This window comes from Streptomyces sp. NTH33 (assembly GCF_003236365.1).
Classification (GTDB): Bacteria; Actinomycetota; Actinomycetes; order Streptomycetales; family Streptomycetaceae; genus Streptomyces.
The window spans coordinates 1-14606 of sequence record NZ_POTZ01000142.1; the positions used below are offsets into that span (position 1 = coordinate 1).

Annotated in this window: 17 protein-coding genes; 11 read left to right on the forward strand and 6 right to left on the reverse strand. The window is 73.8% G+C overall.

Translation table 11 applies throughout. The features are described 5' to 3' along the window. Nucleotides 1-433: 433 nt before the first annotated feature. Complete coding sequence (locus tag C1I97_RS15940) at nucleotides 434-1207, reverse strand: sulfite exporter TauE/SafE family protein (RefSeq protein ID WP_111003882.1); 774 nt, start codon at nucleotides 1205-1207, stop codon at nucleotides 434-436. A 66-nt stretch (nucleotides 1208-1273) separates the two neighbouring features. Here C1I97_RS15940 and C1I97_RS15945 point away from each other — a divergent pair, with 66 nt between their 5' ends. The 7 genes from C1I97_RS15945 to C1I97_RS15975 all read left to right on the forward strand — a co-directional run bounded on the left by C1I97_RS15945 (nucleotide 1274) and on the right by C1I97_RS15975 (nucleotide 5290). Beyond that, nucleotides 1274-2080 (forward strand): alpha/beta hydrolase, encoded by an 807-nt coding sequence (locus C1I97_RS15945; protein ID WP_111003883.1) that lies wholly within the window; start codon nucleotides 1274-1276, stop codon nucleotides 2078-2080. A 52-nt stretch (nucleotides 2081-2132) separates the two neighbouring features. Then, entirely contained in the window at nucleotides 2133-2390 is a 258-nt protein-coding gene (locus C1I97_RS15950) for a WhiB family transcriptional regulator (protein ID WP_111003898.1), read from the forward strand. Next, nucleotides 2387-2869: a Dps family protein gene (locus tag C1I97_RS15955; protein WP_111003884.1), complete on the forward strand. Its 483-nt coding sequence runs from the start codon at nucleotides 2387-2389 to the stop codon at nucleotides 2867-2869. Before C1I97_RS15950 ends, C1I97_RS15955 begins: the two co-directional genes overlap by 4 nt. A gap of 58 nt (nucleotides 2870-2927) precedes the next feature. Continuing rightward, nucleotides 2928-3281, forward strand: a complete 354-nt coding sequence (locus tag C1I97_RS15960; RefSeq protein ID WP_111003885.1) for a DUF3140 domain-containing protein — start codon at nucleotides 2928-2930, stop codon at nucleotides 3279-3281. Beyond that, nucleotides 3278-3931, forward strand: a complete 654-nt coding sequence (locus tag C1I97_RS15965) for an endonuclease (RefSeq protein WP_111003886.1) — start codon at nucleotides 3278-3280, stop codon at nucleotides 3929-3931. Before C1I97_RS15960 ends, C1I97_RS15965 begins: the two co-directional genes overlap by 4 nt. 185 nt (nucleotides 3932-4116) lie before the next feature. Beyond that, the gene (locus C1I97_RS15970) at nucleotides 4117-4653 is read left to right on the forward strand and encodes a hypothetical protein (RefSeq protein ID WP_111003887.1); all 537 of its coding nucleotides are present in this window, start codon (nucleotides 4117-4119) and stop codon (nucleotides 4651-4653) included. Between the two features lie 67 nt (nucleotides 4654-4720). Further along, complete coding sequence (locus C1I97_RS15975; RefSeq protein WP_111003888.1) at nucleotides 4721-5290, forward strand: DUF3566 domain-containing protein; 570 nt, start codon at nucleotides 4721-4723, stop codon at nucleotides 5288-5290. A 7-nt stretch (nucleotides 5291-5297) separates the two neighbouring features. Here C1I97_RS15975 and C1I97_RS15980 read toward each other — a convergent pair whose 3' ends face one another. Then, nucleotides 5298-6170, reverse strand: coding sequence for a Cof-type HAD-IIB family hydrolase (locus C1I97_RS15980; protein ID WP_111003889.1), 873 nt, complete (start codon nucleotides 6168-6170; stop codon nucleotides 5298-5300). Nucleotides 6171-6468: 298 nt separating this feature from the next. Here C1I97_RS15980 and C1I97_RS15985 point away from each other — a divergent pair, with 298 nt between their 5' ends. The 4 genes from C1I97_RS15985 (at nucleotide 6469) to C1I97_RS16000 (ending at nucleotide 10524) form a co-directional block, all read left to right on the forward strand. Next, nucleotides 6469-7281 carry an SAM-dependent methyltransferase gene (locus tag C1I97_RS15985; protein ID WP_111003890.1) on the forward strand — a complete coding sequence of 271 codons (813 nt, stop codon included), beginning with the start codon at nucleotides 6469-6471 and terminating at the stop codon, nucleotides 7279-7281. 69 nt (nucleotides 7282-7350) lie between these two features. Continuing rightward, complete coding sequence (locus C1I97_RS15990) at nucleotides 7351-8754, forward strand: glutamine synthetase family protein (protein WP_111003891.1); 1404 nt, start codon at nucleotides 7351-7353, stop codon at nucleotides 8752-8754. Further along, entirely contained in the window at nucleotides 8754-9962 is a 1209-nt protein-coding gene (locus C1I97_RS15995; protein WP_111003892.1) for an amidohydrolase family protein, read from the forward strand. The genes C1I97_RS15990 and C1I97_RS15995 overlap by 1 nt, the downstream gene beginning before the upstream one ends. 34 nt (nucleotides 9963-9996) lie before the next feature. Beyond that, nucleotides 9997-10524 (forward strand): NUDIX hydrolase family protein, encoded by a 528-nt coding sequence (locus tag C1I97_RS16000; RefSeq protein WP_181446745.1) that lies wholly within the window; start codon nucleotides 9997-9999, stop codon nucleotides 10522-10524. Here the strand turns inward: C1I97_RS16000 and C1I97_RS16005 are convergent. Genes C1I97_RS16005 through C1I97_RS16020 form a run of 4 tightly spaced genes read right to left on the reverse strand, consistent with a single transcriptional unit; the run spans nucleotide 10512 to nucleotide 14603 of the window. Further along, on the reverse strand, nucleotides 10512-11966 hold the full coding sequence (locus tag C1I97_RS16005) for a sialate:H+ symport family MFS transporter (RefSeq protein ID WP_111003894.1): 1455 nt from the start codon (nucleotides 11964-11966) through the stop codon (nucleotides 10512-10514). The genes C1I97_RS16000 and C1I97_RS16005 overlap by 13 nt on opposite strands. Nucleotides 11967-12025: 59 nt before the next feature. Continuing rightward, nucleotides 12026-12712, reverse strand: a complete 687-nt coding sequence (locus C1I97_RS16010) for an N-acetylmannosamine-6-phosphate 2-epimerase (protein WP_111003895.1) — start codon at nucleotides 12710-12712, stop codon at nucleotides 12026-12028. Further along, nucleotides 12709-13653 carry an ROK family protein gene (locus C1I97_RS16015; RefSeq protein ID WP_111003896.1) on the reverse strand — a complete coding sequence of 315 codons (945 nt, stop codon included), beginning with the start codon at nucleotides 13651-13653 and terminating at the stop codon, nucleotides 12709-12711. The genes C1I97_RS16010 and C1I97_RS16015 overlap by 4 nt, the downstream gene beginning before the upstream one ends. Then, nucleotides 13650-14603 carry a dihydrodipicolinate synthase family protein gene (locus tag C1I97_RS16020; protein WP_111003897.1) on the reverse strand — a complete coding sequence of 318 codons (954 nt, stop codon included), beginning with the start codon at nucleotides 14601-14603 and terminating at the stop codon, nucleotides 13650-13652. The genes C1I97_RS16015 and C1I97_RS16020 overlap by 4 nt, the downstream gene beginning before the upstream one ends. Nucleotides 14604-14606 lie beyond the last annotated feature (3 nt).

Consider the following 14606-nt stretch of genomic DNA (forward strand, 5'->3'; position numbering starts at 1 on the left):
CCGAAGTCCCGCCCTCACACCCGCTCCCCGCAGCGGGCGCGGCATCAGCCGGGCAGCGCATACGGGTCGCGGCAACCCGGCTCATCTTAACGATCACTTGGGGTGCTCCCGACCGGCGCATGACACTCGGCCCTGAACCTGTCCGGGTGAAAAGCAGGGAGTCGCCTCGTCGTACAAAATGTAGAGCTGATCATGTGTGCCATCGTCGCCCTACCCGCTGATCCACTCGGGAAAGGGAGGACGACCTTGACCCCTCTGACATGGCTGCTCATCCCCTTGGCAACCATCTTCATGGTAAGTATCTGGGGCGTTGTCGCGGGACGCCCACGACGCGCCGACGATGTGACGGGGGTGGAGCGCTACGACCGCTTCCGCGCCGCGCTGTCCCGCATGACCTCCTGACCGGCCGGCTACCGGAGCAGCGGCTGACCGGCTACTGGAGCAGCAGCTGCAGACCGCCCACGACCGTCGCCGCGATCACCAGCTGCTCGAACAGCCGCTGGTTGATGCGGTGCACGGCCCATTTGCCGAGCAGGGCGCCGGGGACGACGAAGAGCACGAGGACGGCGTCGAGGAGCAGGGAGCGGGCGTCGATGAGGCCGAGGCCCGCGCTGAAGGGCACCTTGGAGACGTTGACGATGAGGAAGAAGAAGGCCGAGGTGCCGAGGAAGCCGAGCTTGCGGAAGCCCGCGGAGAGCAGGTACAGCGACATCACCGGGCCGCCCGCGTTGGCGACCATCGTGGTGAAGCCGCCGAGGACGCCGTAGGAGCGGGCCTTGAGGCGGCCCGCGCGGGTGGTGACCGCCTCCGGTTCCGCCTCCCGCCCGGCGGTGCGGCGCCGCCACACCGTCACGGCCGCCATCAGCAGCAGGATCGCGCCGATCGAGGTCCGTACGACCTCGTCGTCGGCCCACATCAGGAACAGTGTGCCGACGACCACTCCGGCCGCGACCGCCGGGAACAGCCGCCACAGCGTGGGCCAGTGGGCGTGCCGCCGGTAGGTGAGGACGGCGAGGACGTCACCGGCGATCAGGACCGGCAGCAGCACTCCGGTGGAGGCGCGGGCGGGCAGTACGGCCGCGAAGACGGCGAGGCTGACCGTGTTGGCCCCGCTGACCGCGGTCTTGGAGAAGCCGACGAGCAGGGCCGCGAGGGCGAGCGCCGCGAACCCCCAGCCGGATATGTGCCAGAGCGTCATCGTGTTCATGCAGAGACCGATGCTATGTCCTGACAAGCACGGGGTAGGAATCCGTCTCGCCACCTGGGAGGAACCATGACCGACATCCGCGATCACGTCCTCGCCGGCACCCGGGGCGCACTCGCCGTCCGCGAGTGGCCGCACCCGCGACCGCGGTACGTCGCCCTCCTGGTGCACGGGTACGGCGAGCACTCCGGCCGCTACGGGGAACTGGCCGGCGTCCTCGGCGCGCACGGCGCGGTCGTGTACGCCCCCGACCACATGGGCCACGGGAGGTCGGCGGGCGAGCGCGTGGCCGTGGCGGACTTCGAGGACGTGGTGACCGACGTGCACGCCGTGGCCGGCCTCGCCCGGGCCGCGCACCCCGGGCTGCCGCTCGTGCTGGTCGGCCACTCCATGGGCGGGCTGGTCTCCGCCCGCTACGCCCAGCGGTACGGCGACGGGCTCACCGCGCTCGTCCTGTCCGGGCCGGTCATCGGCGCCTGGGAGCTGCCGGGCCGGCTGCTCGCCCTGGACGAGATCCCCGACACACCGATCAGCCCGGCCGCGCTCTCCCGGGACCCGGCGGTCGGCGCGGCGTACGCGGCGGACCCGCTGGTCTGGCACGGCCCGATGAAGCGGCCGACGGTGGAGGCGTTCGCCCGGGCCCTGGAAACCGTCGACGAGGGCGGCGACGTCGGCTCGCTGCCGGTGCTGTGGCTGCACGGCGACGACGACCGGCTGGTCCCGCTCGACGGGAGCCGCGTCGGGGTCGAGCGGCTCGGCGGCACCCTGACCGAGCGGATCTATCCGGGCGCCCGGCACGAGGTGTTCCTGGAGACGAACCGGGCCGAGGTCCTCGCGGACGTGACGGGCTTCCTGGACGGCGTGCTCGCGCGCTGAGCTGCACCGGCGCGGTTGTTTGCCCCAGTACACCCGGGGCACCCGCGCCCTCATGGAGTGGTTGCGCAGTGCCGCCTGTGTGGGCGAGGACCCCGAGCTGTTCTTCCCCGTGGGCACGACCGGACCGGCGCTCCGGGACGTCGAGGGCGCCAAACGCATCTGTGCCCGCTGCCCGGTGACCACCGAGTGCCTGTCCTTCGCGCTCAGCAGCGGACAGACCTCCGGTGTGTGGGGCGGGACCGGCGAGGAGGAACGCGTCGCACTGCTCCGTACCGCCAGAGACGATTCCACAAGGAGAACCACCGTATGACTGTTGTGAAGAGCACGATTCCCGACTCGGCCCGTCAGGTCACCGGGGAGGCGCTGCAGAGTACTCTCGTGGATCTTCTCGGACTCTCCCTGATCGGGAAGCAGGCGCACTGGAACATCGTGGGGCCGCGGTTCCGCTCCATCCACCTGCAGCTCGACGAAGTGGTGGCGGCGGCCCGCGAGTTCGCCGACACGGTCGCCGAGCGCTCCGCCGCGCTCGGCCTGCCGCCGGACGGGCGCCCGGAGACCATCGCCTCGGCCTTCACGCTGCCCGGCCCCAAGGACGGCTGGGTGCGCGACACGGAGGTCGTCGAGGTCGTCGTCGAGGCCCTGGAGGCGGCCATCGCACGGCTGCGCGAGCGCATCGACGCGACCGAGAAGCCGGACCCGGTCACCCAGGACCTGCTGATCGCGATCACGGCCGAACTGGAGAAGCAGCGCTGGATGTTCGCCGCCGAGAACGTGACCGGAGAGGTCTGACCGGCGCCCGCCCGCCTCCTTGACGGACGAACGGACGAACGGACGAAAGGGGCATCCGATGGCCGACGCTCTCGAACTCGACGCGCTGTGGGAGGAGTTCCACCGTGTGGTCAACATGACCTCGCAGGAACTGGCGGACTGGCTGCGAGTCCGGGACGCCGCCGAGACCACCGAGCCGCTGCCCGAGGAGGCGGGCACGCCCACCGGGCAGCACGTGCTCTCCGTCCTGCGGAAGCGGCGGACCGATCTGACCGACGACGACCTGCGCGTGATGCGCGAGGTGGTCGACACGGTCACCGCCCGGGCGGACCTGGAGAACGAGCCCGTGCCCGAGGCCGGCGACGCCGAGGAGACCCGGCGCCGGCACCGGCTGATGACCCTCGGACACGATCCGCTCAAGGCGGCCCGGTGACCCGGGACCGGGACACCAGGGTCCTGCGGGAGCTGGTCGGGACGCACGGCGAGACGTTCGCCCAGGAGGCCGGCATCACCCTGAAGGACACCCCGCAGCCGCTGTACCGGCTGCTGGTCCTCGCCGTGCTCCTCAGCGCCCGGATCCGCGGCTCGGTCGCCGTCGCCACGGCCCGGGCGCTGTCGGACGCGGGCCTGCGCGACCCGCGCCGCATGGCCGGGTCCGACTGGCAGGAACGCGTGGACGCGCTGGGCCGGGGCGGCTACCGGCGGTACGACGAGCGCACGGCCACCCAGCTCGGCGACGGCGCCGGGCTGGTGGCCGGCCGCTGGGGCGGCGACCTGCGCCGGCTGCGCGAGGAGGCCCACGGCGAGGTCTCCGCGCTGCGCGGCCTGCTGCGGGAGGTGCCGGGGCTGGGCCCGGCCGGCGCGGACATCTTCCTGCGCGAGGTCCAGCGGGTCTGGCCCGAGGTGGCGCCGTACCTGGACGGCAAGGCGCTGTCCGGGGCGCGGCGCCTGGGCCTGCCCGAGGACCCCGGCCGGCTCGTCGAGCTCGCCGGCGACACCGAACCGGCCGTGCTCGCCGCCGCGCTGGTGCGCGCGGCGCTCGACAGGCACGTGGCCGAGGAGTGCCTCGAGCACGTCGCCTGACCGCCGACGGCCGCCACGGCCGCCACGGCCGTCACCGCCGTCGTCACCCGAGCGGCCCCGCCGCACGTCGGCGGACATGCGGAGCGCGGCCCGCGCGCCTAACGTCGAACGCGCACACCAGTGGCGTGTCCGGGACGGTCCGACGCCGTCCGCGGTACCGGTTCGGCGTGGGAGGCCGGTCAGCCATGAGACTCACCGCAGCGCGCCGCCGCGACCACGGCAGGCCACCGCTCGTGCACAAATGGCGTCAGGCGGCGAACCGGCATCTGACCCCCGTACAGCGGTCACTGGTGATCACCTGGATCTCGTTCGGGGTGACCTTCGGCTCGGTCCGCGTCATCACGCACGGCATCCGGGGCGGCTGGCTGCCCTGGGGCAATATCTCCGCGGGCGGCGAGCACCTGCACCACTACAACATCGGCATCGTCACCCTGGCCACCCTCGGCCTGATCGCCGTACGCGGTGACGAACGCGCCGTCGGGCACCCGGCCGTCGCGGCCGCCTACGGCTGCGGCACCGCGCTCATCTGCGACGAGTTCGCCCTGCTGCTGGACCTGCAGGACGTCTACTGGGCCAAGCAGGGCCGGCTCAGCGTCGACGTCTCCCTCGGGGTTCTCTCCGTGCTGGGCGCCTACCTGACGGCGAAGCCGTTCTGGCACGAGGTCGGCCGTATCACCCGGCACCACCTCGTCACCGCCGCCCGCGGCGCCGTCACCGCCTGACGGACCGCCGTCGTGCGTGCCGCGCAGGCGGTCGCACCCACCGTGTCCCCACCGTGAGGAGCAAGGCATGACCCCAGCCGACCGCCCGCAGCGGGACCGCCGCACGGTACGCCTGCGCATATCGAGGGCCGACCCCTGGTCGGTGATGACGACGAGCTGTCTGCTGCTGGTGGGGCTGGGGGTCTGCGTGCTCGTCACCATGATGCTGGTCTGGGGGATGCTGAGCGTGCTGGACCCGGAGGCCTGGCCCTCCTTCGGCTGGGCGCTCGCCATCGCCGGCGGGGTCGTGACACTGGAAGTGGTGCTGGGTACGGCGCTGGCGACCCTGGGGGCGTTCCTCTACAACATGTCGTCGCAGTACGCCGGGGGTGTCCATCTGACACTGGCCGACGACGTTCCGGCGCCCTCCGCCGGTTCCGAACTGCTGCCGGACGTCGGCCGTCTGTACCGGCGTCTCCAGGCCCGCCTGGGATTCCCGCCTCCGGGCTGGGGTGCCCGGTACGTCGACTTCGCCGACCGCTGCTCCGAGGCCGGCCGGCGGCTGCGCCGTACGCGGCGGCCCGGCCCCTCCCGCCAGGACGAACGGGACGGCCAGGACGACCCGGACACCCGGGTGGAGGAGACCACACCCGGCTGACCGGCGGTCAGCCGCTCAGGCCGGGCGGGAGGTGCAGCAGCCGGGCGATCGTCCGCAGGACGCCGTTGTCGTTGTTGGAGGGTGCGAGGTGGCGGGCCCGGCCGATGACCTCGGGGTGGGCGTTGGCCATGGCGAACGCCCACTCGGCGGCGTCCAGCATCTCCAGGTCGTTGAGGTAGTCGCCGAACACCAGGGTCTGGGCGGGGGTGATCCCGAGGGCCTGCTGGAGCCGGCGCAGGGCGGCCCCCTTGTTGGCGGCCGGGTTCATGACGTCGACCCAGTGCTCGCCGGAGACGACGACCTGGTGGGTGCCGGCGAACGACGCCAGCGCCGGCGCGGTGGTCCGCTCGGCCGGCCCGAAGTCGAAGAGGGCCACCTTGATGACGTCGTCGTCGACGGCCGAGGCGTCCGCCACGATCCGGTGCCGTACATAGTACCTGCGGACCTCGGCCAGGAATGCCTCGTCGGTCCGCTCCACGTAGGCCGACCGCTTGCCGCAGACCACGGCGCCCACGTCCACTCCCCGCGCCGCGAGGTCCCGTACGGCCTTCACCAGGCGGGCCACGACGGACGGCTCGAGCGGGTCGGAGCTCAGCTCCACGCCGTCCCGGACGACGTAGGTGCCGTTCTCCGCGATGAACACCATGCCCTCGTCGTTCCCGGCGAACTGCTCGGCCAGCGTGGCGTACTGGCGGCCGCTGGCGGGGCTGAAGAGCACGTCGCGGCGGCGCAGCTCGGCCAGGGTGGGCCACAGGCCGGCGGGGATCCGCTTGGCGTCGTCGAGGAGCGTGCCGTCCATGTCGGTGACGACCAGCCGTATGTCGGCGGGGGCGGTGGGAAGTCCGGGGGTGGTGAGCAAAGGCGAGGGTGTGCTGGGCATGTCCGTTTTCTGCCGGCGGCGCGAGGGCGCCTGGAAGTCCTGGGGGTGGTGCGCCGGCTCCGTTGCCGCGCGGCGGCATTCCCACCCTACCGGCTTTTGGTAAGGACTCCTTCCTGGCTGGAGGAGGCCGGCCGGCTTCTCCGGTCCACCGGTTCCGCCGGTTCCGCCGGTTCCGCCGGTTCCGCCGGTTCCACTGGTTCCGCCGTTTCCCGGGACACCGTGATCACCGAGCGGCACAATGACGGCGACGGCCACAGCCGGCCGCGGTCAGGGCATCACACAGGGCAGGAGCGCAGACGTGAGCGAGAGCCACACCCCGTCGAGCGGGTCGCCGAGGCTGAACACCGGGGTGGCGCACAACGCGCGCGTGTGGAACTACTGGGTCGGCGGCAAGGACAACTACGAGGTCGACCAGCGGGTCGGCGAGCACGTCGCCGGGATGTTCCCGGTGATCCGGGACGTGGCCCGCGCCGACCGCGAGTTCCTCGGGCGGGCGGTGCGCCATCTGACCGCCGAGCGCGGGATCCGGCAGTTCCTGGACATCGGCACCGGGCTGCCCACGGTCGACAACACCCACGAGATCGCGCAGCGGATCGCCCCCGACGCGCGGATCGTGTACGTGGACAACGACCCGATCGTCCTCGCCCACGCCCGCACCCTGCTGACCAGCACCCCCGAGGGCGCCACCGCCTACATCGACGCCGACGTGCACGACCCGGAGGCCATCGTCGAACGCGCCGCCGAGACCCTCGACCTCGGCCGGCCCGTCGCGGTGATGATGCTCGGCATCCTGAACTTCGTCCTGGACACCGACAAGGCGCGCGACATCGTCCGCCGGGTCGTGGCCGCGGTCCCCTCCGGCAGCTTCCTGGTCCTGACGCACCCGACCTTCGACGCCGACCTCGGCGGCGAGGGCAACGTGGCCGCCATGGAATTCTGGAACGAGAACGCCACCCCGCCGATCGCCGCCCGGCCCCGCGCCGAGGTCGCCGCCTTCTTCGAGGGCCTGGACCTGGTCGAGCCGGGTCTGGTGCCGTGCTCGCGGTGGCGTGCCGACGCCGGCTCCCCCGCCGCGGTGCCGCAGTTCGGCGCGGTGGCCGTGAAACCCTGACACGGGCGGCACACCGGCCGCCGGTTCGTCCGGGCCCGCTCGAACCCGTCCGCGTTCCGAGGAGGCCGTATGACCACCCTCGCCGACCCCGTCCCCGGCGGACGTCCCGGTGACGTCGAACGGGCCACCGCGCTCAGCGGCGAGCTCGCCGGGCGGGGCGTGCACGGCGTCGTCCTGGCCTATGTCGACACCGCCGGGATCGGCCGGGTCAAGACGGTCCCGACGGCGAAACTCGCCACGGCGGCGGCCTGGGGCGTGGGCATGTCCCCGGTGTTCGACACCTTCCTGGCCGACGACTCGAGCGTCACCACCGACGTCCTCGGCTCCCCGGACGGCGACCTGCGGCTCTACCCGGACCTCGACCACCTGGTGGTCCTGTCCGGGCAGCCGGGCTGGGCGTGGGCCCCGGTCGACCGGATCACGCAGGAGGGCGAGCGGCACCCCGGATGCAGCCGCACCTTCCTGCGCCGGATCGTCGCGGACGCCGAGCGGCGCCACGGGCTGACCTTCAAGGCGGCCGTCGAGGTCGAGTGGTCCGCCGGCCGGGGAACGGCCCCGGAGGACGCGTTCGAACCCGCGGTGTCCGGTCCGGCCTACGGCGCCGTCCGCCAGGTCGAGCTGAGCGACTGCGCCGCCGACCTGCTGGCGGCCCTCGCGGCACAGGGCGTGGACGTCGAGCAGTTCCATCCCGAGTACGCGGCCGGGCAGTTCGAGGTCTCCGTCGGCGCGGCGGACCCGGTGGCGGCGGCCGACCGGAGCATGCTGGTGCGGCAGACCGTGCGGGCCGTGGCCCGGCGGCACGGGCTGCGGGTCTCCTTCGCACCGGCCGTCCTGGGGCGGGGCGTCGGCAACGGCGGCCACGTCCACCTGTCCGCCTGGCGCGACGGGACCAATCTGCACTCCGGCGGCGCGTGCCGGTACGGCATGACCGCCGAGGCCGAGTCCTTCATCACCGGCCTGCTCGCCCACCTGCCGGCCCTGACGGCGGTGACCGCGCCGAGCCCGGCCAGCTATCTGCGGCTCAGACCGTCCCAGTGGGCGGGGGTGTTCACCGCCTGGGGCCGGGAGACCCGCGAGGCGGCCGTCCGCGTCGTCACCGGGACGCGGGGCCTGCGCGACCGGGCCGCGAACCTGGAGGTCAAGCCGGTCGACCTCGCGGCCAACCCCTACCTGGCACTGGGCTGTCTGATCGCGGCCGGTCTGGACGGGACGACGTCGTCGGCGTCCCTGCCCGAGGAGATCACCGGGGATCCGGCGCGGTTCGGCGCCGCGGAGGCGGCGGCCCGGGGCGTACGGCGCCTGCCGGTCTCGCTGGCGGAGGCCGTCGCCGCGTTCCGCGGGGACGCGGTGGTGCGCGCCGCCCTCGGGCCGGTCCTCGCGGACGCGGTGGCCGCCGTACGGCAGGGCGAGATCGCGGCGGCCGACGGGCTGGACGACGAGCAGGTGGCGGCGGCCTACCGCTGGAGGTACTGATGGACGGCGGGCCGGCCGGTGCCGCGGGGCCGGTGCACGAGGTGCTGGCCGCGCTGCCGCTCGTGGACCACCACTGCCACGGGGTCGTCACCGCCGGCCTGGACCGGACGGGGTTCGAGTCCCTGATCACCGAGGGCGCGGTGTGGCCCGGCAGCGGGATCTCGCCGTTCGACAGCCCCGTCGGGGTGGCCGTGCGCCGCCACTGCGCCCCGGTCCTGGACCTGCCGCGGCACGCGCCCGCCGACGCGTACCTGGCCCGGCGGGCGGAGCTGGGCGCGGCGGAGGTCAACCGGCGTCTCCTCACCGCCGCCGGTACGGCCGCGTACTGCGTCGACACCGGCTACGTGCCCGGCCACGGCACCACCACCCCGGCGGAGCTGGCCCGGGCGGCGGGCGGCGACGCGGTGGCGTACGAGGTCGTACGGCTGGAGTCCGTCGCGGAGGCCGTGGCGGCGCGGGGCGTCGAGCCCGGCGAGTACGGCGCCGCCTTCCACGTGGCGGCGCGGGAGGCCGTGCGGCGGCCGGGCGTGGTGGCGGTGAAGTCGGTGGCCGCCTACCGCACCGGCTTCGGCCTGGACCCGAGACGTCCCTCGGAGGAGGAGGTCGCGCGGGCGGCGGCGGAGTGGCTCGCCCGCGCACCGCACCGCCTCGACGACCCGGTCCTCGTACGGCACCTGCTGTGGACGGCCGTCGACCTCGGCCTGCCCCTGCAACTGCACACCGGGTTCGGCGACAGCGACATCCGGCTGCACCGCGCGGACCCCGCCCGCCTGACCGACTGGCTGCACCTGACCGCGGGCACGATCCCGGTCCTGCTGCTGCACTGCTGGCCCTACCAGCGCCAGGCCGCCTACCTCGCCACCGTGTTCGAGCGGGTGTACCTCGACGTCGGGCTGGCGCTGCACTACGTCGGTCCGGCCCGGGCCCGGGCCGTGCTGGCGGAGGCCCTGGAGATCACACCGTTCCGCAAGCTGCTGTACAGCTCCGACGCCTACGGTGTGGCCGAGTTCCACCACCTGGGCGCGGTGGCCTTCCGGCAAGGTCTGGCCGGGCTGCTGGGGGAACGGGTGGACGCCGACGAGCTGAGCCCGGCGGACGCGGTGCGGATCGCCCGGTGGACGGGTCGGGACAACGCCCGGCGGGTCTACGGCCTCACGGAGCTCCCCGTCCTCGCGGAGCTCTCCCGCCTTACCGATCCTCCCGGTTGAGAGCAAGTGAAAGTATGATCAAGCGATGTCTGACATGACCGAGACCACGCCCGGTTGGCTGAGCACCGACGAACTGGAGTCGGCGCGCGCCCGTATGCCGATCCTGTACGTCGAGGCGGTGCCGGTGCGCGTCGACGACAGCGGTGAAGTGACCAGCATCGGCCTGCTGCTGCGCATCGGGCCGGACGGAACGGTCAGCCGGACCCTGGTCTCCGGCCGGGTGCTGCACCACGAGCGCGTGCGGGACGCCCTGCTGCGCCATCTGGAGAAGGACCTCGGCCCGGTGGCGCTGCCCCGCGTGCCGGCCTCCCTGCAGCCCTTCACCGTCGCCGAGTACTTCCCCACGGCCGGTATCACGCCGTACCACGACCCGCGCCAGCACGCCGTGTCGCTGGCTTACATCGTGCCGGTCGCCGGCGACTGCCGCCCTCGCCAGGACGCCCTCGACCTGGTCTGGTTCTCCCCCCAGGAGGCGGTTTCCGAAGCGGTGCAGAGCGAGATGCCCGGCGGGCACGGAGTGCTGCTGAAGCAGGCGCTGGCGCACGTCGGTCAGGTGTACTGAGGCGTCCTGCCGCGGTCCTCCTCCGTCAGGAGGTGATCGGCCGGGCCGTCCGGGTCGAGGAGGCGGCCCAGCCGGCCCGGCACGTCGAAGCCGACGAGGAGTACGACGATCATCGTCCCGGAGAAGGTGAGGACGGCCAGCGCACGGCCCAGGTCCATGCCGGAGGCGAGGCGGGTGCCGAGCACGGGGGCCACGGCGCCGCCCAGGGCGCCCACGTTGTAGGTGAAGCCCAGTGCGGCGGCCCGGGTGTGGGTGGGGAAGTGACCGCCGATGTACCGGGGCAGCAGGCCGGAGACGCCGAAGCCGGTGGCCTGCAGCACGAACAGCAGCACACCGAGCAGCGGCAGGCTGTCCCGCACCGCGAAGACCGGGAAGACGAAGACCAGCGAGGCCAGCAGGGTGAAGGCGTACGCCTTCCTGGTGCCGATCCGGTCGCCCACGAACCCGGCCAGCCAGCAGCCGGCCATCGTGCCGAAGCCCGCGTAGGAGAGCACGTCGGTGACCTGGCCGGCGTCGTAGCCCAGGTCGGTCTTCAGATAGGTGGGCAGCAGCGCCTGGACGGGCCAGGAGTACAGGAACGCGAAGAAGACCGTGACGGTCATCGACACGTACAGCAGCCGGCCGCGACGGCCGCCCAGCTGTACGGCGAAGGCGATCAGGCAGGCTCCCGCGAGCACCGACAGCACGGGCACCAGACCGTCGCCCAGCGGAGTGAAGAGCGCGAGGAGCGAGACGGTGGCGACCGCCGCCAGCACCACGTTGACGGTGGCCCTGGCCCGCGTGGCGAACAGCGGGCGGAAGGGGTGGGGCCGCCGCTCCCGCTCGGCGACCGAGGCCTCCCAGTCGGCGGCCTCGGGAAGCACGCGGCGCATCCACAGCGCGACCAGCACGGGAAGGAGGCCGAGGTAGAACATCCAGCGCCAGCCGAGCGTGGGCACGACCCACTGGTAGACCTGGGCGGCGAGGACCGTGCCGACGGAGTAGCCGGAGATCAGGAAGCCGCTGGCCCGGTTGCGCATGCGCACCGGCCAGCTCTCCATGACGTAGACGGCGCTCGCCGAGTACTCGCCGGCCATGCCCATGCCGATGGCGAGCCGGGCGGCGAACAGGCTGGTGTAGTCCCAGGCGAATCCGCAGGCGAAGGTGCCCAGGGAGTACAGCAGGATGCTGGTCACCATCGACGGCTTCCGCCCGAAGCGGTCACCGAGGGCACCGAGCAGCGCGCCGCCGAGCCAGCGGGTGACGAACGCGGCGGAGACCAGGCTCGCCGCCTGCACCGTGTCGAGGTGGAAGTCGGCGCTGATCTCGGTGAGCACGAGGGTGATCAGGACGAAGTCGAAACCGTCCAGGACGTAGCCGATCCAGGCGGCGAGGAACGACTTCCACTGGCTGCGGCTCGTCCGGCGGTACCGGGGCGGCTCGGATGGCGCTGTGTGGTGCACGGTGACTCAGGATGCCGGACGGGCTCGTCGTCGAGCACCGTCGGCAGGTAAAACCGCCGCTAGCGGGGTGTGAGATGGGTCGCGAAGCGGCGGGTGAGGGCGGTCGGGGCGGTGATGGCGGTGCCGACGACGACGCTGTGGGCGCCCCGGGCGAGCGCGTCGGCCGCCTCCTCGGGGGTGCCGATGCGTCCCTCGGCGACGACCGGGGTGCCGGTCGCGCGGGCGAGGGCGGCGACCAGTTCCAGGTCCGGGCCGCTCTGCTGCGGAGAGCCGGGCGCGTATCCCGACAGGGTGGTGGAGACGAAGTCGGCGCCCTGCCGGGCGGCGAGCACGCCTTCCTCCAGCGTGGCGACGTCCGCCATGACCAGGGCGCCCGCCGCGTGCACGGCGGCCACCAGGTCCGCGAAGGAGCTGCCGTCCGGGCGCGGGCGTGCCGTGGCGTCGGCGGCGACCACGTGCGCGCCGGCCTCGGCGACGGCCAGGGCGTGGCGCACCGTCGGGGTGATGTAGACACCGGTGTCGCCGTCCTTCCACAGCCCGATCACGGGCACGGCGACGGCGGCGGCGACGGCGGCGACCACCTCGGGCTCGTTGACGCGGACGGCGGCGGCGCCGCCGGCCTCGGCGGAGCGCGCGAGCCGGACCAGGGTCGCGGTGTCGCACATCGGGTCGCCCTCGGGGGCCTGGCAGGAGACGATCAGCCGGCCCGCGACGGCGGCGGCTGTGGGCGAGGGGGTGGTGGTCATCGTGTTTCTCCTGAGTGGTGCAGGGGCGCGGTGCGGGTGAGCAGGGCGGCTCCCAGGACGGCGGCGTCGTGCCCGAGGCGGGGAGGCACCGGGCGCAGGGGGCGCAGGGGGGCCATCAGTTCGGCGCGGAAGGCGTCGGTGAGCGCGGACCAGTACAGGTCGCCGATCCGTGGTACGCCGCCGCCGATCACGACACGGTGCGGGCCGAGCACGTTGGCCAGGCCGCCGACGGTGCGGCCGGTGGCCCGCGCCCCGGTGGTGATCGCCTGCCGCGCGGCGGCGTCGCCCGCCGCGGCACGCTCCGCCACGGTCTGGAGGCGGTCGGCCGGCCGGCCGCTCAGACGCTCGTACAGCGCGGTGATCGCGGGCCCGGAGGCGATCGCCTCGAGGTGGCCGGTGCCGCCGCAGGTGCACGGCAGCCCGGCGGCCTCCGGGCTGGGCACATGGCCCAGGTGGCCCGCGATGCCCGCGCTGCCGTGCAGCATCCGGCCGTCCACCGCGACGGCGCCGCCGACTCCGGTGCCGACCGCGACGTAGACGAGGGAGGCGAGCGGGTCGCCGTCCTCGGGGAGTTCGCTGGCGGCCGTGGCGCGTACGTCGTTGTCGCAGGCGACCGGCAGCCCCGTACGGTCGGACAGGCCCGTGGCCAGGGCGGTGCCGGCCCATCCGGCGATGGAGTCGGTGGCACTGGTGACGGTCCCGGTGCGGGGGTCCACCACGCCGGCGGCGGCGACGCCAATCGCCCGGGCGCCGCCGGCCACCTCGCGGGCGGCGGCGGCGAGCGCGTCGAGCACGGCCTGCGCCCCCGCCCGCGCCGGTGTCGGACGGGTGTGCCGGCGCAGCACCGTGCCGTCCCGGCCGACCAGGGCGGCGGCGATCTTCGTGCCGCCGAGGTCGAGGCCGATGACCGGAGCGATGCCCGGGGCGGGGGACGCGGTCATCGGACCGGGGTGAGCCCGACGGCGCGCAGCCGCGCGTCGACCTCGGCGACGGAGGCGGCGCCCAGCTGGATCTGCGGGAACGCGGTGTCGCCGCAGTCGATGACGCCCAGCAGGCGCAGCGCCGCCTTGAACGCGCCCAGCGCGGAGGAGCTGCGCCCCATCTCGGCCTCGGGACCCGCGTCGACCATGGCGAACAGGGCGGTGAGCCGCTCCTGCTCCTGGACGGCCAGCGACCAGTCGCCGGTGCGGGCGGCCTCGTAGAGCCGGACGTAACCGGCCGGGTCGACGTTGCCCAGGCCCGGGACGACGCCGTCCGCGCCGGCCAGCAGCGCCGCGTCGACGGTGAGTTCGGAACCGGTGAGGACGGAGAAGGCGGGTGCCGCTCCCCGGGCGCGTCCCTCGCGTCCGCCGAGCGCGACGAGCAGGCGGCGCAGGGAGCCCTCGTCGCCGCTGCTGTCCTTCAGACCCGCCAGGGTGCCGTCGGCGGCCAGGTCGAGGATCATGGCGGTGGACAGCTTGCTGTGCACGGAGACCGGCAGGTCGTAGGCGAACAGCGGCAGGTCCACCGTCTCCCGGATCCGGCGGAAGTGGCCGGCGATCTCGCGGGGGTGGGTGCGGGTGTAGAAGGGCGCGGTGGCCACCAGCCCGTCCGCGCCGAGCCGCGCCGCCTCGCGGGCGTGGTCGAGGACCCGGGGGGTGGTGGTGTCGATGACGCCCGCGAGGACCGGTACGCGTCCGTCGACCGCGTTGACCACCGTCTCCAGGGCGACGCTCCGCTGCGCGTCGGTGAGGTAGGCGACCTCGCTGGTCGAACCCAGGGCGAAGAGCCCGTGGACGCCGCCGCCGAGCAGGTGCTCGACCAGCCGGGCCAGGGATGCGGTGTCGACGTCGCCGTGGGCGTCGAGCGGGGTGCACACGGGCGGGACGACGCCGCGCAGGGGTGCGGTCAGGGG

Excerpts from the sequence above, each read along its gene's own strand:
- C1I97_RS15940 (WP_111003882.1), bottom strand. The coding sequence starts at position 1,207 with ATGAACACGATGACGCTCTGGCACATATCCGGCTGGGGGTTCGCGGCG.
- C1I97_RS15945 (WP_111003883.1), top strand. The coding sequence starts at position 1,274 with ATGACCGACATCCGCGATCACGTCCTCGCCGGCACCCGGGGCGCACTC.
- C1I97_RS15950 (WP_111003898.1), top strand. The coding sequence starts at position 2,133 with ATGGAGTGGTTGCGCAGTGCCGCCTGTGTGGGCGAGGACCCCGAGCTG.
- C1I97_RS15955 (WP_111003884.1), top strand. The coding sequence starts at position 2,387 with ATGACTGTTGTGAAGAGCACGATTCCCGACTCGGCCCGTCAGGTCACC.
- C1I97_RS15960 (WP_111003885.1), top strand. The coding sequence starts at position 2,928 with ATGGCCGACGCTCTCGAACTCGACGCGCTGTGGGAGGAGTTCCACCGT.
- C1I97_RS15970 (WP_111003887.1), top strand. The coding sequence starts at position 4,117 with ATGAGACTCACCGCAGCGCGCCGCCGCGACCACGGCAGGCCACCGCTC.
- C1I97_RS15975 (WP_111003888.1), top strand. The coding sequence starts at position 4,721 with ATGACCCCAGCCGACCGCCCGCAGCGGGACCGCCGCACGGTACGCCTG.
- C1I97_RS15980 (WP_111003889.1), bottom strand. The coding sequence starts at position 6,170 with ATGCCCAGCACACCCTCGCCTTTGCTCACCACCCCCGGACTTCCCACC.
- C1I97_RS15990 (WP_111003891.1), top strand. The coding sequence starts at position 7,351 with ATGACCACCCTCGCCGACCCCGTCCCCGGCGGACGTCCCGGTGACGTC.
- C1I97_RS15995 (WP_111003892.1), top strand. The coding sequence starts at position 8,754 with ATGGACGGCGGGCCGGCCGGTGCCGCGGGGCCGGTGCACGAGGTGCTG.
- C1I97_RS16000 (WP_181446745.1), top strand. The coding sequence starts at position 9,997 with ATGACCGAGACCACGCCCGGTTGGCTGAGCACCGACGAACTGGAGTCG.
- C1I97_RS16010 (WP_111003895.1), bottom strand. The coding sequence starts at position 12,712 with ATGACCACCACCCCCTCGCCCACAGCCGCCGCCGTCGCGGGCCGGCTG.
- C1I97_RS16015 (WP_111003896.1), bottom strand. The coding sequence starts at position 13,653 with ATGACCGCGTCCCCCGCCCCGGGCATCGCTCCGGTCATCGGCCTCGAC.